The 22734-nt window shown below is 68.1% G+C and carries 22 protein-coding genes and 1 CRISPR repeat array; of the genes, 11 read left to right on the top strand and 11 right to left on the bottom strand.

Annotated features, from left to right (window positions below; genetic code table 11):
* Positions 1 to 113: 113 nt before the first annotated feature.
* The 7 genes from NV263_RS11635 (at position 114) to NV263_RS11605 (ending at position 7627) form a co-directional block, all read left to right on the top strand.
* A complete protein-coding gene (locus NV263_RS11635; RefSeq protein WP_263252937.1) occupies positions 114 to 257 on the top strand; it encodes a hypothetical protein in 144 nt (47 codons plus the stop codon).
* Positions 248 to 1357, top strand: a complete 1110-nt coding sequence (locus NV263_RS11630; RefSeq protein ID WP_317630416.1) for an MFS transporter — start codon at positions 248 to 250, stop codon at positions 1355 to 1357. The genes NV263_RS11635 and NV263_RS11630 overlap by 10 nt, the downstream gene beginning before the upstream one ends.
* Before the next feature lie 19 nt (positions 1358 to 1376).
* Entirely contained in the window at positions 1377 to 3815 is a 2439-nt protein-coding gene (locus NV263_RS11625) for a beta-glucosidase family protein (RefSeq protein ID WP_263252934.1), read from the top strand.
* A gap of 417 nt (positions 3816 to 4232) precedes the next feature.
* Complete coding sequence (locus NV263_RS11620; RefSeq protein WP_263252932.1) at positions 4233 to 4691, top strand: winged helix-turn-helix transcriptional regulator; 459 nt, start codon at positions 4233 to 4235, stop codon at positions 4689 to 4691.
* Between the two features lie 77 nt (positions 4692 to 4768).
* Positions 4769 to 5623, top strand: a complete 855-nt coding sequence (locus NV263_RS11615; RefSeq protein WP_263252930.1) for an alpha/beta fold hydrolase — start codon at positions 4769 to 4771, stop codon at positions 5621 to 5623.
* Positions 5624 to 5687: 64 nt separating this feature from the next.
* On the top strand, positions 5688 to 6035 hold the full coding sequence (locus tag NV263_RS11610; RefSeq protein ID WP_263252929.1) for a nuclear transport factor 2 family protein: 348 nt from the start codon (positions 5688 to 5690) through the stop codon (positions 6033 to 6035).
* A 644-nt stretch (positions 6036 to 6679) separates the two neighbouring features.
* Positions 6680 to 7627, top strand: a complete 948-nt coding sequence (locus NV263_RS11605; protein ID WP_263252927.1) for a chitinase — start codon at positions 6680 to 6682, stop codon at positions 7625 to 7627.
* Between the two features lie 178 nt (positions 7628 to 7805).
* Here the strand turns inward: NV263_RS11605 and NV263_RS11600 are convergent, their stop codons facing one another.
* The 3 genes from NV263_RS11600 to NV263_RS30690 all read right to left on the bottom strand — a co-directional run bounded on the left by NV263_RS11600 (position 7806) and on the right by NV263_RS30690 (position 10308).
* On the bottom strand, positions 7806 to 8783 hold the full coding sequence (locus tag NV263_RS11600; protein WP_380758463.1) for an LLM class flavin-dependent oxidoreductase: 978 nt from the start codon (positions 8781 to 8783) through the stop codon (positions 7806 to 7808).
* 80 nt (positions 8784 to 8863) lie between these two features.
* On the bottom strand, positions 8864 to 10090 hold the full coding sequence (locus tag NV263_RS11595; RefSeq protein WP_263252923.1) for an acyl-CoA dehydrogenase family protein: 1227 nt from the start codon (positions 10088 to 10090) through the stop codon (positions 8864 to 8866).
* 167 nt (positions 10091 to 10257) lie between these two features.
* Entirely contained in the window at positions 10258 to 10308 is a 51-nt protein-coding gene (locus tag NV263_RS30690; protein WP_380758474.1) for a putative leader peptide, read from the bottom strand.
* 368 nt (positions 10309 to 10676) lie between these two features.
* Here NV263_RS30690 and NV263_RS11590 point away from each other — a divergent pair, with 368 nt between their 5' ends.
* Together NV263_RS11590 and NV263_RS11585 are read left to right on the top strand one after the other, a co-directional pair.
* Positions 10677 to 12008: an MFS transporter gene (locus NV263_RS11590; protein ID WP_263252921.1), complete on the top strand. Its 1332-nt coding sequence runs from the start codon at positions 10677 to 10679 to the stop codon at positions 12006 to 12008.
* A gap of 51 nt (positions 12009 to 12059) precedes the next feature.
* Complete coding sequence (locus NV263_RS11585; protein WP_263252920.1) at positions 12060 to 13400, top strand: LLM class flavin-dependent oxidoreductase; 1341 nt, start codon at positions 12060 to 12062, stop codon at positions 13398 to 13400.
* Between the two features lie 16 nt (positions 13401 to 13416).
* Here NV263_RS11585 and NV263_RS11580 read toward each other — a convergent pair whose 3' ends face one another.
* Positions 13417 to 14307, bottom strand: a complete 891-nt coding sequence (locus tag NV263_RS11580) for a TIGR03564 family F420-dependent LLM class oxidoreductase (protein WP_263252918.1) — start codon at positions 14305 to 14307, stop codon at positions 13417 to 13419.
* 9 nt (positions 14308 to 14316) lie between these two features.
* Positions 14317 to 14643 (bottom strand): MDR/zinc-dependent alcohol dehydrogenase-like family protein, encoded by a 327-nt coding sequence (locus tag NV263_RS11575; protein WP_263252916.1) that lies wholly within the window; start codon positions 14641 to 14643, stop codon positions 14317 to 14319.
* Between the two features lie 87 nt (positions 14644 to 14730).
* Here NV263_RS11575 and NV263_RS11570 point away from each other — a divergent pair, with 87 nt between their 5' ends.
* On the top strand, positions 14731 to 15309 hold the full coding sequence (locus NV263_RS11570) for a TetR/AcrR family transcriptional regulator (protein ID WP_263252914.1): 579 nt from the start codon (positions 14731 to 14733) through the stop codon (positions 15307 to 15309).
* Between the two features lie 214 nt (positions 15310 to 15523).
* On the opposite strand, the gene NV263_RS11565 is transcribed toward NV263_RS11570, so the two are convergent.
* Positions 15524 to 15715 (bottom strand): hypothetical protein, encoded by a 192-nt coding sequence (locus NV263_RS11565; RefSeq protein ID WP_263252912.1) that lies wholly within the window; start codon positions 15713 to 15715, stop codon positions 15524 to 15526.
* A 328-nt stretch (positions 15716 to 16043) separates the two neighbouring features.
* On the bottom strand, positions 16044 to 16430 hold the full coding sequence (locus NV263_RS11560; protein WP_263254163.1) for a type I-E CRISPR-associated protein Cas7/Cse4/CasC: 387 nt from the start codon (positions 16428 to 16430) through the stop codon (positions 16044 to 16046).
* Positions 16431 to 16705: 275 nt separating this feature from the next.
* Between NV263_RS11560 and NV263_RS11555 the strand changes: the two genes are divergently transcribed.
* The gene (locus NV263_RS11555) at positions 16706 to 17968 is read left to right on the top strand and encodes an IS256 family transposase (RefSeq protein WP_263252910.1); all 1263 of its coding nucleotides are present in this window, start codon (positions 16706 to 16708) and stop codon (positions 17966 to 17968) included.
* On the opposite strand, the gene NV263_RS30685 is transcribed toward NV263_RS11555, so the two are convergent.
* From NV263_RS30685 to NV263_RS11540, 4 genes are all read right to left on the bottom strand, one after another.
* A complete protein-coding gene (locus NV263_RS30685) occupies positions 17969 to 18091 on the bottom strand; it encodes a hypothetical protein (RefSeq protein ID WP_397545632.1) in 123 nt (40 codons plus the stop codon). It lies immediately after the preceding gene.
* On the bottom strand, positions 18076 to 19272 hold the full coding sequence (cas1, locus tag NV263_RS11550; RefSeq protein ID WP_263252908.1) for a CRISPR-associated endonuclease Cas1: 1197 nt from the start codon (positions 19270 to 19272) through the stop codon (positions 18076 to 18078). The genes NV263_RS30685 and cas1 overlap by 16 nt, the downstream gene beginning before the upstream one ends.
* Before the next feature lie 308 nt (positions 19273 to 19580).
* Positions 19581 to 20348: direct repeats of the CRISPR family, unit length 31 nt; unit sequence AATGAAGTGCGGTTCCGGAGGGAACCGCGGG.
* A 326-nt stretch (positions 20349 to 20674) separates the two neighbouring features.
* Complete coding sequence (locus NV263_RS11545; protein WP_263252906.1) at positions 20675 to 21760, bottom strand: hypothetical protein; 1086 nt, start codon at positions 21758 to 21760, stop codon at positions 20675 to 20677.
* Positions 21761 to 22069: 309 nt separating this feature from the next.
* A complete protein-coding gene (locus tag NV263_RS11540) occupies positions 22070 to 22690 on the bottom strand; it encodes a TetR/AcrR family transcriptional regulator (RefSeq protein WP_263252905.1) in 621 nt (206 codons plus the stop codon).
* Positions 22691 to 22734: the final 44 nt, after the last annotated feature.

Genomic DNA, 22734 nt, shown 5'->3' with positions numbered 1-22734 from the left:
AACGACGACAGGAGTCCACAGTGGAATCCACAACGTCATCCGGTACTACCGCCCCACCGGAGCACGCCCCGGTCGCGCACCGCTGGCGGAACCTCGCGACGCTTTCCGGCATCATGATCGACACCACCGAGGCCGGCGTGGTGACCACCCTGTTCCCCTCGATCGCCGCGGCGCTGCGCCTGGGCAGCGGGCATCTCGGGGTGGTCGCCGCGCTGGGCAAACTGGTCGCGGTACCGGCCGGGCCCGCGTGGGTGTGACTGGCCGGGCGCATCGGCCGCCGCGGCGGGTTGGTCGCCAGCACCGTGCTCGGCGGACTCTTCGGCGTGGCAGCGGGGTGCGCGCAGAACTTCGCGCAGCTGCTGGTGTTCAGCACGCTGATGGCCGGTGCGCTGATCGGCGGCTCGCCGCTGGCGAACACGATCATCACCGACTCGTCGACGACCGCCGCCGCGGCCAGGCGGTGGGCCTGCTCTACGGCTCCGCGCAGCTGTTCGGCTCGGTGCTCGGGCAGCTGGTCGCGCTGTTCACCGGGCTCACCGACGGTTGGCGCTACGGCATGTGGACGATCAGCGCGTGCTGCGTGCTGGCCGGACTCGCGGTCGCGGTGCTGTTCCGCGACCCCGGAGTGGGGGCCGCCGAGAAGCAGCTGGCCGATCTCGACGATCGCCACCGGGTGCGCACCACGGTGAGCCCTCGCACGGTGCTGTCGCTGTTCCGCATCCCGACGTTTTCGCTGATGATGGTGTCGCGGCTGCTGTCCGGACACCTGCTGGTGCCGATCTTCGGCGTGCAGTTCTTGGTGGTCGAGCGCGGATTCAGCAACGCGGTCGCCGCGACGGTGCTGGTCCCGTTCGGGCTCGGCTACTTCGCCGGCACTGTCGGGTCGGGCTGGCTGGTGCGGCTGGTCGACCGGCTGGCACCGCGCCGCGGTCGCGTCGGCTGCCTGCAGGCCGTGCAGGTCCTGTTCGCCGCCACCGCATTCCTGGCCACCCAGTTCAGCTATCCCGGAATCGGGGTGTACTGCGTGTTCTGGGCGTTGCTCGGAGCGCTGCAGGGGATGAACCCGCCGATCAACCGGCCGGTCGTGGCCGCGGTCGTGCTGCCGGAGCTGCGCGGTCACGCTTTCGCGATCTTCGTGACGGTCTTCGAGACGATCGCGTGGGCGCTGTTCTCCCTCGGCGCCGGGCACTTCGCGGCATCGCTGGGCGTCCAGACCGTGTTCCTGTGGACGCTGGTGGCGCTCATGCTCGTCAACGGCGTGCTGCTGACCGCGCTGCACGCGACCTACCCGCGCGATGCGCAGCGGGTGGAGACCGAACTGTCCCGCCGACGCGACGAAGCGCTCGGCGTACGCTGATCACCATGGGAGGGCGCACGTGATCACCGACCTCGGATCGCTGGACGAGCTGGTCGCTCGGCTGTCGCTGGAGGAGAAGGTCCGGCTGCTGACCGGACGGGACTTCTGGACGACCTGGCCGTTGGAGAAGATCGGACTGCGGCGGATGCTGTTCTCCGACGGTCCTTCCGGGGTGCGCGGGGAGTTCTGGGACGAGCGCGACCCGTCGCTGAACCTGCCCTCGGCGACCGCGCTCTCGTCCACCTGGGACACCGCGGTGGCACGCCGCTACGGTGCGGTCGCCGCGGCCGAGGCCCGGCACAAGGGCGTGGACGTCGTGCTCGGGCCGACGATCAACCTGCACCGCTCGCCGCTCGGCGGCCGGCACTTCGAGGCGTTCAGCGAGGACCCGCTGCTGACCGCCGAGCTCGCCGCCGCCTACGTCGCGGGCGTGCAGGACAACGGGGTCGGCGCCACGCCGAAGCACTACGTGGCCAACGACTACGAGACCGAGCGGTTCACCGCCTCCACCGAGGTGTCCGACCGGGCGCTGCGCGAGCTCTACCTCGCCGCGTTCGAGAAGGCCGTGGTGGAGGCCGGCGCGTGGCTGGTCATGTCGTCCTACAACGCGATCAACGGCGTCACCGCCACCGAGAGCGAGCTGCTGGACACGCCGCTGCGCTCGGAGTGGGGTTTCGACGGCGTCGTGATCAGCGACTGGACGGCGGTGCGCAGCCTGGCCGCCGCCGAGGCCGAGCAGGACCTGGTGATGCCCGGCCCGCACGGGCCGTGGGGACCGGCGCTCGTCGAGGCGGTGCGCGGCGGACGCATCCCGGAGTCCACAGTGGATCGCAAAGTGCGCCGGTTGTTGCTGCTGGCCGCCCGGGTCGGCGCGCTGGAGGGATTCGAGCCCGCCACACCGCAGGCCGTGGACGGCGTCGCCTTCGCCCGCGAGGCGGCCGCGGCCGGATCGGTCCTGCTGACCAACGACGGGCTCCTGCCGCTGCGCCCGGACCTGCGCAGGATCGCGGTCATCGGGCACAACGCGCACCACGCGCGGACCCAGGGCGGCGGCTCGGCCACGGTCGTGCCGGAGGGAGTCGTGAGCCCGCTGGAAGGACTGCGCCGAGCCTTACCCGAAGCCGAGGTCAGCTATTCGCTCGGCGCGGTCGTCCAGCAGGGCATCGCCGAGCTCCCGTTGGAGACGATCACCAATCCGGCCACCGGTGAGCGCGGCATGCTCGTGCGGTTCCTCGATGCCGCCGGCGCGGAGCTGTTCCGCGAGGACCGGCGCGCCACCGCGCTGACCTACTTCGGCGGCGATGCCCCGGTCGGCACCGCCGACGTGGTGGAGCTGTCCACCACCTGGACTCCGGAGGTCACCGGCGAGGTGCGGTTCGGGTTCGCCGCCGTCGGTCGCGCCCGCATCCACCTCGACGGCCGGCTGATCGCCGAGGAGACCGCGGAGGCCGTCGGGCGCGATCTCGGCGCCGCGCTGCTGTCCCCGCCTGCCGCGTCCGTTCCGGTCCAGGTCACGGCCGGGCGGCCGGTTGACGTGCGGGTCGAGTACGACTTGGGTTCCCGCGACACCAGCACGGGTTCGGCCTTCGCGATCGCGATCGGGCTGGAACCGGACGACGCGCTCCCCGACGAGCGCATCGCGCAGGCCGCGCGGGCGGCCGCGGACGCCGAGGTCGCCGTCGTCGTGGTCGGCACGAACGCCCAGGTCGAATCCGAGGGCTTCGACCGCACCGAGCTCACCCTGCCCGGTCGGCAGGACGAGCTGGTGCGCGCCGTCGCGCGGACCGGGACACCGACCGTCGTGGTGGTCAACGCCGGCTCGCCGGTGCTGCTGCCGTGGCGCGACGAGGTGTCGGCGGTGCTGATCAGCTACTTCGGCGGCCAGGAGATGGGCCACGCGCTCGCCGACGTGCTCCTCGGCCACGCCGAACCGGGCGGCCGACTGCCGACGACCTGGCCGCAGCGCACCGAGGACGTCCCGGTGCTGGACGTGACACCGGTCGACGGCAGGCTCACCTACGCCGAAGGTGTCCACATCGGATACCGGGCGTGGCTGAAAGCCGGTACGACACCGGCGTTCCCGTTCGGCCACGGGCTCGGGTACACCACGTGGGAGTACCTCGACGTCGACGTCCTGCGCGCCCCGTCCGCCGGCACCGACGGCGAGATCCGCGCACGGGTGCGCAACACCGGTTCGCGCCCGGGCAAGGAGGTCGTCCAGGTCTACCTCGCACGCCCCGACAGCGCGGTTGATCGTCCGACGCGCTGGCTCGCCTCCTTCAGCCCCGTCCACGCCGACGCCGGGGCGATCGCGGAGGTCGTCCTGCCACTACCGCGCCGCGCTTTCGCCGACTGGCAGGACACCGGTTGGCACCACGAACCGGGAACATTCGACGTCCTGGTCGGCCCATCGGTCCTCGACCTCCCACTGCGCACGGAGGTAGAACTCACCGAGTGAGAACCCCAACCAGCCACGCGCACCACGGGAAGGCACGACGCAGTGGCCCACCGCGATGCCGCCGCACTCGACGACCCGGTGGGCGAATCGCTGCGCGGCCACCACAGGCACCTGGCCCGCCGGATCGGCCAGGCAACGAACGGTCGTTCCTGCACGTGGCCGAGACCAACTCCGGGCCGAATGGGAATTGGGGACCACGCCTGATCGACGAGGTCGCTGGCCGACGGTTCCGACGACCGCGGTGCCAGCCGGCCAGGAGACGATCACCTGGTCCGGCGACACGGTCGAGAACGTGGACCCGGCTCCCGGCCTCGTGCGCCGTTGGCGCTCCGACCCCCACCCACGGCTGACTCCCTCCCCGAAAACCGTCGGTACTAGAGCTAGACTAGTAGCAAATTAGTACCAGGAGGGTTTGCGATGACCGAGCGCACCGAACATGTCAGCTTCCGGCACGGGCAAGCGTTTCTCGCGGCGATCTCGGAGCGCTGGAACTACCAGATCCTGCGCGAGGTGTTCTTCGGCGTGCGCCGGTTCGGCGAACTGAAGCGCACGCTGGGGATCTCCGCGACCATGCTCACCTCACGGCTGGGCGACCTCACCGAACTGGGCCTACTGGACAAGCGGGCGTATCGACCCGACAAGCCCTGGTACGAGTACCACCTCACCGAAGCCGCGCGCGAGCTGGTCGTGCCGGCCATCGTCGCGGTCACCCGCTGGGCGGAGAGCCAAGCGGGCGGCCTGGGACTCGACGAGCGGCCACTGCTGCACGCCACCTGCGGGGAGGAGACCGAGCCGTACCTCGCGTGCAGCAGCTGTCATCGGCCCATCGAGGCATCCGCTCTCAAGCCGCTGCCGACCGAGAAGGAGGAGCATTAGTAGCATTTTGCTACTAGTAGCAGTACGCTACTAGGCGAGCGGACCGCTTCCGCTCGCCCCGCTTGAAAGGACCGGTCATGGCGACAACGAGTTGGCTCGACGACGTCACCGAAAAGCTGATCCCGACCTCGCTCGGACTGATCAACGTGCGAGCGGGAGGCCGCGCCGACGGCCCGGCCATGGTGTGCTGGCCCAGCCTGATGATGGACGGGACCATGTGGCGGTACCAGTACGAGCACTTCGCCTCCACCCACCGCATGGTGCTCATCGACAGCCCCGGACACGGCAAGTCCGACGCGCTCCGGAAGATCATCGACCTCAAGGACTGCGCCGACGCGCTGGTGGAAGTTCTGGACGCCCTGGACATCGACAAGTGCGTGCTGGTCGGCAACAGCTGGGGCGGCATGCTCGCCGGAGTGTTCCCGGCCTACTACCCCGAACGGACCGCGGCGGCCGTCGGCATCAACTGCACCGCCTCGTTGCCGACGATGTTCGAAAGCATCTGGGCGACCGGACTGGCCACCTACCTCTCGCTGCACGCGAAGATGCCCCCGCTCGCCGCCAAAGCCGCCCGCGGCGCCTTCGCCGGACCCACCGCCGAAGCGTCCAACCCGGAGTTCCTGGAATTCACCAACTTCGTCCTGGGCGACGACCCGAAGTCCGTGGCGTGGGCGCTGCGCAGCATCCTCATCGGACGCAAGGACGAACACCGCAGGCTGGCCACCATCCCCGCCGACATCCCGGTCCTCATCATCGCCGGCGAAGAGGACAGCCAGTTCCCCGTGCACGTGGTCCGGAAGATGGCCGACGCGATCAAGGGCAGCACCTTCCGCGTTCTCCTGCACACCGGACACCTCGCCGCCCGGGAGAACCCCGCCGAGGTCAACGCCGAAATCGACGCCTTCCTCACCGACGTGGCCACTGCGGCCTGAAAGGGACGAAACGATGATGCGCACCGCAACACCCACCGCTCCGCCGGAATGGGTACTGCAAATCATGAGCGAGATCGACACCCTGTCCTTCGGCGACGGGTTCGCGCACATGACCGATGACACCGAAATGCACTTCGGGACCGCGCACGTGGTCGGCGTCGAGGCGATCAAGGCGTTCTTCGTCAAGATCGACGAACCGCTGAACATCACCCACGAGGTGCTCGAATTCTGGACCGCGCCCGACGGCGTCTGCTTGCTGCGCGGCGAAGCGACCATGGCGAAGAAGACCGAACCGGAAAACGTCGTGCGCGCCCCGTTCATGCACATCTTCTACCTCGACGACGAGGACCCGATGCACATCAAGACCCTGCGCATCACCGCCGGACCACTGCAGACCGAGGCGGTCATGTGAACTGATCCACAGTGGACAAGATGAGTCCCAATGGCATCCTGGGTGATCCGGCCGGTGCCGATGCCGACCGCGGGGCGGTGCTCCTCGACCGCTGAACCGACGAGCTCGTCACGGCTGTCGCGAGATCGACGCAGCCGGTTGTCGAACCCTGGCGCTTGCTTCACCCAAGGCCACGCGCACTCGCACCGGCTGCGACGGCGTCGGGTCGATCCCCGAACCGGATGGCGCCGACCGACGAAGGGCCGTTGTCGCGCGTTCGCCCTATGCGCGACACCGTAAAAAGAACGTCTCATCCGGCGGCCAACTCGCGTTCGGCGGCACGCCTCAAGGCGTTGGCCGTAGCCGACACTCGTCCGCTCCGCTGGGAACCCGCTGCCCAGCGTGCCCGGCCAGCGGCGCCTGGCTCTTCGAATTGCGTTGCGAACTCTCGCCAATTTGGTCTAGACCCATTGACTGTGTGATCTGCGCCGCATACGTTCTTGCCCCGGTAACGGAGATCTCCGCAGCACGAAGTCCGGGCCGAGCGCGCCGCGTTCCGGATCTCCTGATCGCACTGTGCCCGGTCGCAGACCGGGCCAGCAGAAGGGAGTCCCCCTTTGAAGGCGAGACCGACCCGATGGAGCGCACTGCTGGCAGGCCTACTGATGCTGCCGTTCGCCGAGGCCCCGGCGGCGCAGGCCGCACCCGGCCAGCTGCACGCCGCGCCCTACTACATGCCCCTGGACAACGACCCGCAAGACATCGCCGAGGCGATCAAGTCCAGCGGCCAGAAGGACTACATCTTCGCGTTCGTCCTCGCACCCGATGCCGGAAGCTGCCGCCCGACCTGGGACGGCAAGCCCGGCCAGGAGGTCGCAAGCGACACCGCCGTCAAGGCCAAGGCCGACGCCGTGCACGCTGCAGGCGGTGACGTGTCGGTTTCCTTCGGCGGCTACAACGGCATCGAGCTCGCGAAGGCGTGCCCGGACGCCGCCGCACTCGCCAGCGCCTACCAATCCGTGATCGACAAGTACGGGCTCTCGCACATAGACCTCGACATCGAGGGCGACGACCTCGGCGACGTGCCCAACGAAACCAAGCGCTTCGAGGCGATCAAGCTGCTCCGGCAGCACAAACCCGACCTGCACGTCACGCTGACGCTGCCGATGACCACCGTCGGCCTCAACGATGCGGGCAAGGCCGAGATCCAGCGAGCCAAGGACATGGGCGCCGAAATCGACCTGTTCAAGATCATGGACTTCGACTACGGCGGACCCGGTCAGGACATGGCCAACAGCGCGATCTCGGTCGCCGAGGCATTCCACAAGCAGCTTCGCGCGCTGCACCCCGAGTTCGACGACGGGGCGGCCTACGCGCGCACCGGCATCATCCTCATGAACGGGCACACCGACCAGCCCAGTGAGCTGTTCACCCCGGACACCTTCCGCGCCCTGCTGGACTACGCCAAGCAGCACCAGATCGGCCGGTTCTCCTACTGGTCGCTCAACCGCGACCGGGTCTGCACCGCGCCCGGAGGCTGGGCGGACGGCAAGTGCAGCAGCATCGACCAGCAACCGTACGAGTTCACCAAGATCCTCGCCGAATACCAGTGATCAGCGGAGGCAACCCCATCCGCGCCGGCTCTCCTCGACCATGTCGGTGCTCGGCCGATCATGCCGCTCTCCGCGGTCGGCCTCGTCCTGACGGATCCACGGTCATCGGAAACTCCTCGAACTCGTGCGGATCGGCGCCCGGGCCCCGAGCCGGCGACCGTCTGTGGACACGTTGGGCTCACCTGGGCTGCCAACCGAGCTCCGGGCCGAGCTTGGTGGCGATGTCGGTGAGAATCTGGACGTAGTCGGCGTGGTCGAAGGTGAACGGCAGGGCGAACGCGACCTCGGTGACCTCCCGGAACGCGGCGTGGGCGTGCAGCTTCTCGGCTATCTGCGCGGACGTACCGATCAAGTCGGGCGCGAACATCAACCGTCCAGGTCCCTGCGGGGTCGTCGTACGCGGTGTCCGCCGCCGGACGTACGCCTCGTACTTCGCGCGCTGCTCAGGCGTGGCGCTGTCGGTGGGGATGACGACGAGTCCCTGCGAAACCCGGGCCTGGTCGCCATCCGGATGATGCGCCCGGAAGATCCGGATGAGGGACAGCTGGATCTCGGCGAAATCCTCGGATTCCTCGGCTTTGACGACACTGCTGGTCAGGAAGTTCATGCCGTGCTCGCCCGCCCAGCGGGCCGACCCCAAGCTGCCGCCGCCATACCACAGGCGGCGCGCCAGCCCTGGGGAATGTGGCTGGACCCGGTCGGAGAACTCCTCGAACCCCTCCGTACCCCTGAAGTCGGTGACCGGCTCGCCACGCACGAAGCTCAGCAGCCGTCGCACGCGGTCGTGCCCGAAATCCTCAGCATCGGCGGTATCGGGGTAGAGCGCCTGCTTGACCTGGTCGTAATGCATCGGTGGGCCGACGCTGACCCCCGGGTTCAGGCGCCCGCCGGACAGGACGTCGACAGTGGCCAAGTCTTCGGCCAACCGCAGCGGATTCTCCCAACCCAGCGGGATCACCGCGGTGCCTAGTTCGATGCGAGAGGTGCGTTGCGAAGCCGCCGCGAGCACCGCCACCGGAGACGAAATGCCGTACTGCAGATGGCGGTGCCGCACCCAGGCACTGTCGAACCCCAGCCGCTCCCCCAGCTCGATGATCTCCAACGTCGACACGTGGCCCCGGCGAGGATCTGCCTCGTCGAACAACCCGATGGTCAAGAACCCGAGCTTCCGCAACGGTTCCGAAGCCAACGTTCCTCCACGTCGTCATGATCGATCCACATCGGACACCGGGTTGCTCAGCCGGAGACCGTTCCCGGTGTCCAGCGGTAGATCGGATCCGCGCCGTTGATCGCCCAATCCCCGATTCCGCGCGCCTTGTACAGCACCGGGTTGTGCACCGCGATGGTGCGCGCGTTGCGCCAGTGCCGGTCGAGGCCGAGCTCGCGGCCGACGATCGAGGCGCCTCCGACATCGAAGACCCGGTTGATGGCGGCGAGCACCTGCTCGGCGATGACGACGTGGGCCTGCGACACGTCGATCTCGGCGCGGTCCAGGAGGTCTTCAGCCGGATCGCCGCAGCGGATCGCCTGCTGCGCTCGCTCCAGCGAGGCGACCGCGGCCAGCAACGTGGCCTCGGCCGCGAAACTCGTGCTGTGCAGGCCACCCACCAGCTGCTGCACCAGCGGGTCGTCCTTCGGCAGCGCAGCGCTGGCGTGGCTGTAGGTGCGCCGCCGCTTGCGAACGAAGGCGGCAGCGTCCCACGCAGCGTTGCGCGCGATGCCGACCAGGCACGCCAGCAGCACGAGCTGGGCCACCGACGGCCGGAACGCCCGCCCCGACTCCTCCGGCGTCACGTCCTCGGCCGCGACTTCCACATCGGTGAACTCGATGGTGCCGCTGCTCGTGGTCAGTTGCCCGAAGCCGTCCCAGTCGTCGTACTGCGACACGCCGGGAGCCGACGCGGGGACGACCACACGCACCGGCTCGCCGGACTCCCGTTCCGCGGTCACCTGGATCCAGTCCGCGAACAGGCTGCCGGTCGTGTAGTACTTGGTTCCGTTGAGCACGAGACGGTCACCCCGCTCCGCCAGCGTGGTGCTCACCCTGCCGACACCGGCCGATCCGCGTTCGCTGATCGCGTTGCCCAGCAGAGCGCCTCCGGCGATCCGCCGGAACCAGCGGTCCCGCTGCGTCGAATCATCCTGGCACAGCAGGGTTTCGGTGAAGATGACGTGCGCGCGCAGCAATTGGGGGAAGTTCGGGTCCGCCTCGGCCAGCTCGACCAACAAGCGGAACAGCTCGACCAACGTCACCCCACCACCACCGTGCTCCACCGGCAGACGCAGAGCGCCGATACCGGCACGGGCGAGCTGCTCGACTTCGTCGAAGGGGAGCTTGCGCTGCTGATCACGTTCGACGGCGGTGGCGGCGATCCGCGTGAACAGCGGGCGGAAGCGCCCTGCGATGTCCTCGTACGGATCGCGGGAAGAGCTCCGCGCCGGGACCGAGGTCGATTGGGTCACGCTCTGCTCCCTGGAATCGTGGACGACGGTTCCGCCGCCGGACGTGCACGACCCGTTCGGCCGCAGCCGGCACGCGAGGAAAAGGTTGGTATCCAGCCACAGTGGAGGGTTGACCGCGCGGCGATCGTTTACCGCCGACGAGGGCGCCTAATCGATCGGAGGCCGCGTCACGAACAGGAAGCGGAGGCCACACGTCGCAGATCGATGTGCAGCCGCATGAAGAGTTTCGGCCCTTCCACGCGGCCGACACTGCCAGCCCCGATCTGGCACTGTCAATGCCGACGAGCCAACGACCACGTGGTGGGATGGTGCCGGAAATCCCACGCCCCTCCCAGATCCTGGACGGGCTGGTCCACCGGGCAGTCGCGACACATACTCACCGCCATGCCCCTCCTGATCGCTCGTCGCCACGTCGATCTAGCGCGTGTGACCACCTGCGCATGTCGCAACGGGCTGATTCGCAACATGTTTCGGACGCGCTGACGACCTCCAAGACCCGGCCCCGGCGGCACTGCAACCTGTGCCCCCGCATGCCCGGCCGGTCCACGCATCTCGCCGACGCGACACGACCGCAGGGACCAGACAGATGCACTTCCCCGAGCGCACCTTCCGCAATCCCGCGACGAAGGCCGGAATCGGCGGCTTCGTCGGGACGACGATCGAGTGGTACGACTTCTACCTCTACGGCACCGCCACGGCCCTGGTCTTCGACAGGCTGTTCTTCCCGGCGGGCAACCCGACCGCCAGCACGCTGGCCGCGTTCGCCACGTTCGCGGCCGGTTTCGGCGCCCGTCCAGTCGGCGCGCTGGTCTCGGGCCACCTCGGGGACCGGGTGGGCCGCAAGCCGATGCTGGTCGCGTCCCTGCTGATGATGGGTTTCGCCACGCTCGCCATCGGATTCTTGCCCACCTATGTCCACATCGGACTCGCCGCCCCCGCGCTGCTGGTCGCCGTGCGACTGTTGCAGGGCCTGGCGGCCGGCGCCGAGTGGGGTGGGGCGGCGCTGCTGGCGGTCGAGCATGCGAAACCGGGCCGCCGCGGCTGGTACGGGAGCATGGTGCAGGTCGGGTCCCCGACGGGCATGCTGCTGGCCTCGGGTGGCTTCGCCACCGTCCGGCTGCTGGTCGGCGACTCCGCCTTCGACGCGTGGGGTTGGCGGGTGCCGTTCCTGGTCAGCATCGTGCTGATCGCGCTCGGGCTGGTCATCCGCGTCAAGCTCGACGACGGCGAGATCTTCGCCCGCGCTCGGGACCAGCAGGAACTGGCCCGGTGGCCGCTGCTGGAGGTCGTCCGCACCCAGCAGAAGAACCTGTGGCTGACCGCGGGCATGCGGCTGTCTCAGAACGGCGGCTACTCGATCTACACCACGTTCGGGCTGACCTACGTGGCCCAGCACTTCGGCACGCACAACGACCTCGGGCTCACCGCCATCCTGATCTCCTCGGCGGTCGGCCTGGTCAGCACCCCGGCATGGGCCGCGCTCTCGGACAGAGTCGGGCGCCGGCCGCTGTACCTGTTCGGGGCGATCGGCGGCGGGCTGTTCCTGCCCGCCTACTTCCTCGCTGTGAACTCGGGCTCGCCGGTCCTGGTCGTTCTCGCGGTCGTCATCGGGATCAACGTCTTTCAGGACGCGATGTACGGACCGCAGGCCGCGTGGTTCAGCGAACTGTTCGGCACCAAGGTCCGCTACAGCGGCGCGTCCATCGGTTACCAGTTCGGCTCCGTGGTCAGCGGCGGCCTGGCACCGCTGATCGCGGCCGCGCTGCTGGTGGCAGGCGGCGGATCACCCTGGCTGATCGTGCTGTTCTTCGCCGGACTGTCGGCGCTGACCGCGGTGTCGGCCTACCTGGCGGCGGAGACCTACCGGCTGCCATCGCTGGACGGCGGAACGCTCCGTCCCGTCGCCGCGACGACCTGACCGGACAACCTGTCCACATCGGACATATCCAGCCGCCCGACGGGGGGAGCCATGCCGAATCACCAACGACAACTGCACCTCGGCGTGAACATGTACAACGCCGGCATCCACGCCGCCGCCTGGCGCAAGCACGACGATCCGTTCGCCTACCTGGACATCGACTACTACCGCAACATCGCCCGGATCGCCGAGCGCGGTGCGCTGGACGCCGTCTTCCTCGCCGACATCCCGGGACTGCGCGAGGATCCCCGCGTCCGCCCGACCCTGGGACTCGAACCGACGGTGCTGCTGACCGGCATCGCCTCGGCCACCGAGCGGATCGGGCTGGTGGCCACCGCCTCGACCACCTTCAACGACCCATACAACCTGGCACGCAGGTTCTCCTCGCTCGACCACGTCAGCGGTGGACGCGCCGCGTGGAACGCCGTCACCACCTACGACCCGGTGGTCGCACCGAACTTCGGCCTGCCCGAGCTTCCCGAGCACGACGATCGCTACGGACGTGCCGAGGAGTTCGTCGACGTCGTCCGAAAGCTGTGGGACGCCTGGGAGGACTCGGCGCTCATCGGCGACCCGGCGGGAGACCTCGCCGACCCGGACCGCATCCACACCATCGATCACCAGGGCGAGCACTTCTCGGTACGCGGCCCGCTGCCGCTCCCCCGCTCACCGCAGGGCCAACCGGTGGTCGTCCAGGCGGGTGGCTCCGAACCCGGCAAGCGCCTGGCCGCGCGCACCGCCGACGCGGTGTTCGCCGCGCAGACCACCTTCGAGGAGGGCAAGCAGTTCTACGCGGAGATGAAGCGGCGCGCCCGCGACTACGGCCGCGATCCCGAGACACTGAAAATCCTTCCCGGACTGTGCACGGTCATCGCCGCCACCGAGGCCGAAGCCCGGGACCGCAAAGCCGAGCTCGACGAACTCGGCGGTCAGGAATGGGCGATCGCCCGACTGGCCCTCAACCTCGGCGTCGACGCCGCCGAGCTCGACCTCGACGCACCCGTACCGGAGCACCTGCTGCGCAACCTCGACGAGAAGCGGGGATCCCGCGGCTTCGCCAGGGCGGTGGCCAACTACGCCCGCCGCGACGGGCTGACCGTCCGCGAACTCGCCCTACTCGGCGGTGGCGGACACCGCTACGCGATCGGCACCCCGGAACAGATCGCGGACACCATCGAGCACTGGTTCCGCCACGAAGCCGCGGACGGCTTCAACCTCATGCCCGACGTCCTGCCCTCCGGCCTCGAAACCTTCGTCGACCACGTCGTCCCCGAACTGCGCAAGCGGGGCATCTTCCGCACCGACTACAGCGGCGCCACACTGCGCGACCACCTCGGGCTGTCCCGACCCCGCAGCCAGTACGAACGAGCCGAACACGCCCTCTCCAGCTGAACACCGCCTGCACGGCTCATGCGGTGTTCAGCTCTGCCAGCAGGTTTCGGGTTCGGAGCTGTTCTTCCGGTGTGCCGTAGGGGACTGCGATGAATTCGGTCGCTCCCGCCGCCACGAGTCGTCGCAGTTGGCGCGCGACGGACTCCTCGTCCCCGATGACGGCCACTTCTTCCGGCCCCGCAACACCTTCCCGGTCCAGCACCGCCCGGTAGCTGGGCAGGTTCCCCGCCCCGCCGAACTGCGCCACGAACCGGCCCCGCGCGTCCGCCGCGTCCGCAGTCACGCACACCGACACCATCGCGACCACCCGCGGATCGTCGGCCGCCCGGTGCAACTCCGGCACGATGTGCTTCTCCAGCGCGTTCGGTCCGGCCCATACCGTGATCGTGCCGTCCGCCAGCTCTCCCGCGATCCGCAGCATCACCGGCCCGAGTGCCGCGACCAGCAGTGCCGGCGCGCTCGCGCCCGGAACGTCGATCCGCCCGGCGGCGGTCAGCGTCTCGCCGTGGAAGTCGACCACCTCTCCGCGCAGCAGCGGCCGCAGCGCGGTCAGGTATTCGCGCAGGTGACGGGCCGGTTTGTGGAAGGAGTAGCCGAGCTGGTCCGCGATGATCGCCCGGTGGCTCGTCCCGATGCCGAGGTCGAGCCGGTTGCCGGTGGCGGCCTGCACGGTCAGTGCCTGGGCCGCGAGAGCCAGCGGGTGACGCGGGTAGGTCGGCACCACCGCGGTGCCGATCCTGATGTCCGCGACCGCGCTGCCCGCGACCGCGAGCGAGGTGAGGGCGTCTCCGGCGGTGTGCTGTCCGAGCCAGAAACCCGCGAACCCCACCTCGGCCGCATCGCGCAGCTCGGCCACCAGATCGCCGTGCGCGAGGCCCCGGTCGTCGATGCTCAGCCCAATCCGCACCTCAGCTCCTCACATCCAGCACGGCTTTGCCCGCGACTCGCCGCTGCGGCAGGGCTTCGGCAGCTTCGTCGAAGCGTTCCCACGAACCGCGCCCCCGATCTCCGGGGACAGCCGACCCGCCGCGACGCAACAATCGGTCGCCTTTGCGACGACACCGGCGGCGGCGTAGCCGTGCCCGGTGCCCGGGGCGAGCCGTCCGGCGAACGCGATTTCGCCGTGGTTGAGCGAGATGTGGCGAACGTCGAGCAGCACCTGACCGGGACGGGGCGCCGGTTCCGCGACCTCGGTGAGGCGCAGCTGCGCCGGGGCCTCGGGATCGACGGCGAGTGCTCGCATGTTCCCTCCAGTCGACCAACCGGACCATCAGTCCGATTATTTCACGGTAGCGTAGACGGACCGACGGTCCTGTTGAACGGAGGGAACGTGCCGAAGCAGGAGCGAGCCGACGCGGTGCGCAACCGCCGAGCGGTGCTGCACGCGGCCGAGCGGCTGCTGGCGAAGCACGGCGGCGACCACGTCTCGCTGGACGCGGTCGCGGCGGAGGCGGGCGTCGGCAAGGGCACGGTGTTCCGCCGCTTCGGCAGCCGCGCGGGCCTGATCCGAGAACTCCTGCAGGAACGTTCGCGAGCGCTCCGGGAGAACGTCACCGACGGTCCGCCGCCGTTGGGCCCGGGTGCACCTCCCCGCGAGCGGTTGCTGGCATTCCTGGGCGAGCTGACCGACATCGCCGAGCAGAACGCCGCCCTGCTCTCAGCCCACGAGGCAGCCTGCGCGGACCACAAGCACGAAGACCCCAGCTACCGCTTCTGGGCCCAGCACATCGCGAACCTGATCACTGCCGACCGCCCCGACCTGGACGCGGACTTCCTCAGCCACGCGATCCTGGCGATCTTCGACGCCGACCTGATCCGCCACATGCGCACCCGCGGCGAAGGCACCTTCACCCGAGCCATCCAGTCCACAGCCACGGCGCTGCTCGACGCGCCCCAAAGATCGTCATGAGCCGCTTGGCTCGGCGCGTCGAGGACTTTCTGCCGCTGCCCATGCATTGGCGAGGAGCTCATAAGAGCGCACCCGGTCCGCGTGATCGTGGTTGACCGTGGTGATGACGAGTTCGTCAGCGCCGGTGGCGTCCCGCAGCGCTGTCAGGCGCCGCACCACGGTCTCCGGTGATCCGACGATCTGCGTCGCCAGCCTGTCGGCGACAGCAAAACCGCTACTCCTCGGTCCACTCGAACTCAGCCGCTTCCGCCGGGCTCGGAAAGGGGATCGCGCCTTCACCACTGCGGATGCTCAACACCCACTGCCCGTACGGGCTCGCGAGCTCACGCGCGGCAGCTTCGCTGTCGGCGACCACGACGTCAGCGGACACCGCGACGTAGGGCCGATGCAGCTTGTCCGAAGCCACGAAGGCTTCCCGATAGGCGGCACCGTGGACGGGCTCACGTGATAGTTGGCCGCGTACGGCAGGCCGAGTGCACCAGCTGCGGCAGAGCTCGGCCCAGCGCTGGAGCCCAGGATCCAGACGTCGACGTCAGACCCCTCCGCGGGTATGGCGTGGACCAGCTCACCGTTCGACGCCCGAAACTCACCGTCGATGAAACGCAAGATGCGCTCCACCTGGGCGTGGTAGTCGTCAGCCGCCGAATCCGCTTGTGTACCGAGCAATTCGCGCTGCTGCTCGACGCGCTCCACAAAGCGCGTGAGATCGCCGACCGTCCTGGGCTTGCCGGGGATCAGCAGCCCGTCGACCAGCCGGGATTCGGACATGGGCTCGGCCGGTGCGGAGAAGCGCTTGGCCAGCTCGCCTGGCCTCCGGAGCGCGGACCGTCCCAAGCCCAGGTCGCACGGATTGAGGTCACCGAGGTGGATAGTGCAAGGTCGGCCGGTGTGACGGCGCCGGTGGTGCTCTGCTTGCCCGTAGGCATGGCCGTACAGAAGGCGCGCAGGTAGATGTCGACGACCCGTAGTGCGTCGTCGATGCTGCCGATCAGCTCGGCGAAGCGGGTAAGGTTGATGGAGGTGTAGCGGTAGAAGGTGCCAGTGGCGTACTCAGCATCGCTCATCATGCCCGCACCGGTGTCTTCGTCGTCGGCAGCCAAGTCGTCGACAGCGGTGAAAATCGGCTAGCTCGTTCACGACGGCCGTCGGCACCCAGAAAAGCACCGGAGACTGATCGGTGTTGTCGTCCGGGGCGATTCGGCCGTTTTCTTATCGGAACGCTGGCAGGGGCGTGCCAGATGGGTTGTGTATGAGATCACTTTGTGATGGGAGTACGGCCCATGACGGACGCGCAGCAGGATCAGGACCCGTTGGGGACGGCCGCCGCACAGCAGTCACCGTCGGCCCGCGAGACAGTCAACCGGATGATCGCGAGGCTGGCCTCTTCGATGACCTGATGTCCCAAGTGGACGAAGGTGGGGTGGCGTTGACCGGGCAGGGTGGGCTGTTGCCCGAGCTGGTCAAAGCCGTCCTGGAACGGGGTTTGCAGGCCGAGATGACCGGCCACCTCGGATATGAGAAGGGCGATGCGGCCGGTCGTGGCAGCCCGAACTCCCGCAACGGCACCAGTACCAAGACGATCGCGACCGAGGTCGGCGACGTTGACCTGGCCGTGCCCCGCGACCGCAACGGGTCGTTTGAGCCGCGGCTGGTGCCCAAGGGCTCCCGCCGCGCCGGCGGTTTGGACGAGATCATCATCTCGCTGTACGCGGGCGGGATGACCGTGCGCGATATCCAGCATCACCTGCAGCGCACCTACGGTACCGAGCTGTCGCACGAAACGATCTCGAAGATCACCGACGCGGTGCTGGAGGAGGTCACCGCCTGGCAGTCCCGGCCGTTGGAGGAGATCTACCCGATCGTCTACCTGGATGCGCTGGTGGTCAAGGTCCGCGACGGCCATCAGGTCCGCAACAAGCACGCCCACATCGCCGTCGGCGTGGACCTCGACGGCATCAAGCACGTCCTGGGGATCTGGGTCCAGGCCGGTGAGGGCGCGAAGTTCTGGGCCGGGGTCTGCGCCGAGCTGCGCAACCGTGGGGTCAAGGACGTGCTCATCGTCTGTTGCGACGGGCTACCCGGCCTGGCCGAGGCGATCGAGGCCACCTGGCCGTCCTCAACGGTGCAGACCTGCACCGTGCACCTGATCCGGGCGGCGATGCGGTTCGTCCCCTATGCCGACCGCAATAAGGTCGCCGCGGCACTCAAGCCGATCTACACCGCCCCCACCCCGGAAGCGGCCGAGACCGCGCTGCTGGAGTTCGCCGAATCCGACCTGGGCCGCAAATACCCGCCGACAGTCAAGACCTGGGAGAACGCGTGGAAGCGGTTCATCCCGTTTTTGGAGTTCCCGCCCGAGGTGCAGCGGATCATCTACACCACGAATTCGATCGAGTCGTTGAACTTCCAGCTCCGCAAGATCATCAAGAATCGGGGGCACTTCCCCAGCGATGATGCAGTGATCAGGCTGTTGTGGCTGGCGATCCGCGACATCGAGGACAAACGCGCTCGCAAGCGGGCCAAAGACAAAGGCAAACCGCCTACCCAGCGCACCGCGCCACCACGCCTGGTCGAAGGTGCCACCGTCCACGGCTGGAAACAAGCACTCGGCGCCCTGGCGTTGCACTTCCCCGACCGGCTGGACGGCTACCTCAACTAACTAACCCGAACACGACCGGCATACACAAACCACTTGACAGGCCCTCCAACCCCCGCACGCTGCGGCAGCGCGCAGCACGTCGCTGTTCAACAGACCGCATGCGAAGTTCAACGCGGCGTTGATCGGGTCCCTCGCCGGACGTCGACTACAGCCGGCGAATCCGGCCCGGACAGCGTCTGTGTGGTAAGCATGCTGGGGAAGTCGGCGAAATATCGTGCACCGGCATCGCCTTCGACGCCGAACAGCTCCGCGATCGACTCCACGCGCGTCGCCGTGCGCTGAAGACCCCGCAACCGCGCCACGGTCAAGCTGGCCTCACCGTGCCGTCGCAGCAAGGTGGCCTGGTTCGCGATCTTCGCGGCGACGAACTCACGCGCCAGATCAAGTCGACCACCGGCCGAAGCGACGTGCTGCCACAGCCGCGCCTCGCCGTTCGGGCTCGACGCTGGCACCGCCCAGCCGACCACACGCCCTGTACTGGAGCACCACACGACCGGAAGCGACCGCCACAACAACTCCCGGATCAACCCACCGGAGAGATCGACATTGCCGTGCACGATCACGGCCTGCACCCGCTCCAACGGAACAGAACCGATCTTCTCACCGTGGTGAAGGATCTCCACGCGGCCGCCCCGCGTCCGCGCAGCCGCTCCCTGCGGGGTCACATGCAGGACCTGGGTATCTGGATCGGCGACCACGATGCGACGACGTACCGGCTCCAGCGCACGTTCATCGGGCAGGCACACGCCAATGTGAGAACAGCGCCCACACCGTGGATCGTCCTCCAACGGAGGCGGGGCGGACTCGGCCTCAACGGTCTGTCGGGTCTGACGGACGAACCGGCGCGCTTCCTCGAAATCGGCGTCACCCAAGACCACTGAACGGCGAATCCGGTGGTTGGTGAAATACACCGCCTGGCCAGCGACCTCGACCCCCTGTTCCTGAAGCGAGAGCACTTGCAGCGCAAGCTGAACCCGCATCGGCGCGGTGATCTCAGGTCGCCTCCGCACCGGAGTCGCCTTGTGCTCGACCACCGTCGCCGCGCCCCGCTCATCGAACTCCACCGTGTCGCAACGGCCGACCACCCCGAGCTCCGCACTGGCCACCTCGCACCCACGGACCCGACGCGCACGAGACCCAGATACGTCATCAACCGGCCCGTGTTCCAGTCGTCCTGCCTCCATCTGCGCCGTATCGGTGCGCTCCCCCGCCGCCTCCAACCACGCACGACGGGGACAGAACACCTGATGCGCCACCAAACTGATCGGCACCGGATCACGACAACCGCAACGAGAAGCACTCATGCCCGAAGCGTGCCGGAGACCACCGACAAATATCCGACCGGCAAAACACCAAAGTGGCAAACGAAACAAGAAGGACAAATAATGTGTTAGAGATGGAAGGGATTAGTGTGACAAAGCCACACTGGAGGGCCTACCATCCCTCTCCGCGCCAGGAGCGCTCTGCACCCGCCCCTGGCGCAAGGCGCATCGATAATTCAGAAAAGAATCACCACCGTGGCTGGAATCGACGAAACGCGACGAGGTGCTGCCCCGGAGAAACCGCGGGCGCCGCCTACTGCTGGGTGTAATACCCGACAACGGCCACCCTGAATGAAGTGCGGTTTCGAAGGAAACCGCTGCGCCACCGACGGTGGGTCTCGACCGGGGCGAGATGCCCTCAGTGAAATGCGGTTCCGAAAAGAACCGCGGAGGTTCGGCCAGCTGCCGCACCGTGACCTGCCGGGCCAGCCCTCAATGAAGTGCGGTTCCGGAGGGAACCGCGGGGATCAACACGGGGGCGGCTTTCTGGCGGTCGGTGGTGTTCCTTTAATGAAGTGCGGTTCCGGAGGGAACCGCGGGTCTTTAGGCACCTGCCCCTTCTCGATCTTATTGATGCCTCAATGAAGTGCGGTTCCGGAGGGAACCGCGGGCGGACGAGCTTCGGTTCTGGGGCGAGGACAAGTTCCACTGGGTGCCTCAATGAAGTGCGGTTCCGGAGGGAACCGCGGGCTCGATGTCCCCGCCCCACCGCCAGAACGAGATGTCTTGCCGCCTCAATGAAGTGCGGTTCCGGAGGGAACCGCGGGCCCGGTCAGGGGCATGTTCAAGTTGGACAAATCGACGCCTCAATGAAGTGCGGTTCCGGAGGGAACCGCGGGCCCCGGAGCAGCACGGGTGGCAATTCTACTTCGGCAAGCCTCAATGAAGTGCGGTTCCGGAGGGAACCGCGGGTTTCGATCGATTCCGATCCTGCCCGAAGGCTGGCCGCGGCCTCAATGAAGTGCGGTTCCGGAGGGAACCGCGGGTGACGCCATCAAGGCCAACGAGAACACCAACACCACGCCTCAATGAAGTGCGGTTCCGGAGGGAACCGCGGGAGGGTCGCTGTCGCGATGCTGTTGACCTGGGAGTTTACCGCGCTTTGCGGAGGGTGGGCTCGGTGGGTTGTGGTGTGGATCAGGCGGGGCGGCGAAGCGCAGGGAGCCAAGGCTGTGACCTGCGGTTATGGGATGCGAAGGGTGCGTGCGTGGGGACGTTTTGTTGGAGGCTTCGCGACGTCCCTTGCTCACCTCCTTCCGAGCGGGCGGGGCCGGTGGTGTGTCCGGGTGCCAGCCGATCGTCGCGTTGCAGGTCGGTGATGTCGCTGTGGAGTTGTCAAGGTGCTTGTGGGTCTTGATTGTGCCGGACGCGGCAGGAGTTCGTTTCAGGGTTCGTCGTGGGCTGGGGGTTGTGTGTTGAGGATGGTGCCGTGTTGGGTTCGGCGTTCGGGGGCTTGGTCGGTGCCGTAGCGGTGGATGGGGAAGCGGACGGCGGCGACGATGTGTCGTTCGGCGAGCCAGGCTCGGGCGATGTCGCGGTCGAGGTCGCTGGCCTCGGGGTTGGCGAAGGTGGCCAGTTGTGGACAGCCGAGGAGCGTTCGTAGCCGGCCGAGGGTCCAGGGGCGGGTCCAGGCGGGCAGGGTCATGGTGCCGCCGGTGGCGGGGCCTTGGTGGCCGGTGGTGCGGGATCGGCCTGCGAACCGGTGCGTGGTGGGTAGTTGGGAGATGCCCCACAGGCCGCACCATGCCAGCGCGTCGTCGGTGGGTCCGAGGGGCGCGAGTCCGGTCGCGGTACGACTGTCCGGCTTGCCCTTGCCGACGGTGTCGACAGTGGACAGTCCGATGAGTCCGTTCACGATCTCGGTGGGAGGACGGTTGCTGACCGCGCGGGCGAGGGGGCGCAGCCGGTTCGTGACGAATTCGGAACCCTGGTTTCGTGGTTGCATTTCCCAGCGGCTGGCTGCGTCGTCCTGTCGGATCTCGCGTTTGGGGGTTTTGCTCCAGTAGCAGGGTTCGCCGAGTGCGGCGATCAGCCGCAGGTCCAACCGCGACCCGTCTTGGGTGAGAGCGTCTAGGGCCTCATGACGTCGCCGTTGGAGGCGCGGCCAGTCCGATTCGGAGAGCTTGCTGATCCGGGGACTCATCAGCGCGACGGTTCGGGCGCCGACGTCGAAATCCTCGTGCAGCCATCCGTTTTCGGCCCGTCGTGCGGCGTGTGCGTGCACGGTCTCGCCGATCTGGTCGGGTTCGAGGTCGCTGTGGATGACGGGCCGGGGGTCCATACCGGTGGTCCAGGACAACGTGATGCGGTGTCCGGCGTCGTCGAGGATCGCGGCCAGCCCGTAGAGGGCGAGGTGGGACAGCGCGGTGTGGGGTGTGCTGGATTCGAGGACGAATTCGGTCATTGGTCCTTCATGGAGACGCGGTGTCGGCGGCGCGCAGCAGGGCTTCGAGGATGCTTCCCCGGCCACGCCGCCGTGCTCGTCGCGGAGTTCGAAGTTCCGCAACCGACATACCCGGGTCGGCCCGACTCCTGATACCACGCGATCAAGCGAGAAGGACCGCCCTTGCCAGCCCGGACGGTCGACAGACTGATCGCCACCGGCTTCGCGTGACCGACCACGCAAGACGATTGGGCTCAGGCGTGTAGGGTCTCGCCGCGCGTGACATGTCGATCTTCTGTGACCTGCGGTTGTGCGTGTTGTCTCATGAGTATGTCGCCAAGATCAGTCTCAGACTTGCGACGTTTCCTCTGTGGTTCCGCGGATGAGCATTGGGGACTATTCCGCAGTCTCTTTCCGTCGCTCTGCGAAGGTAGCGGGTTTCCCGGGGAGTTCGGGGCCGGAATTCGCGGTTCCGGCAAGTAGCACGGCGAGCACCCGGTCTCGTTGCATGGCACCGGCGTGGAGGTCCAGACAGCTCTGTGTCATCCCCGCTGCTGCGGCGGCGAGGAACGGTACGTCGGCCCACGACAGGTCCGGACGCACGGCGCCGGCCCGCTGTGCCCGTTCGGTCGCCCGGCGGATGAGGTCGCGCAAACGTTCGCGTGCCTTGTCGGCCTCGGGACTTCCGCCCTGCGCGACCAGCGCGTCCGACAGGCCTTTGTTTTCCACCTGGGACAGCGTGAGCGCCCGCAGCAGCCGGGCGAAGCCCTGGCCTGGATCGGGATCCTCAAGCGCGGCTCGCGCCTGGTCCTCCAGTTCGTCGATGACCTCCAGCAGGATCGTCTCCAGCAGCGCCTGTCGTGATGGGAAGCGCCGGTAGAAGGTGCCCGGTCCGACACCGGCCCGCTTGACGATCTCGTTGGTCGACACCTCAAGTCCGACTTCCGCGACGGCCTTTCGCGCTGCCGCGACCAGTGCCGCCTCACTTCGCCGGGCGTCCGCCCGCAGTCCCGCCATACCCCCAACGCTAGACGGAGAAGGGTTCTCCGTCTAGCGTTGGG

The organism is Saccharopolyspora rosea, from assembly GCF_025643595.1.
GTDB classification, from domain to species: domain Bacteria; phylum Actinomycetota; class Actinomycetes; order Mycobacteriales; family Pseudonocardiaceae; genus Saccharopolyspora; species Saccharopolyspora rosea.
The sequence above is the reverse complement of the archived record's forward strand: the minus strand, read 5'-3'. Positions and strand labels throughout refer to the sequence as shown.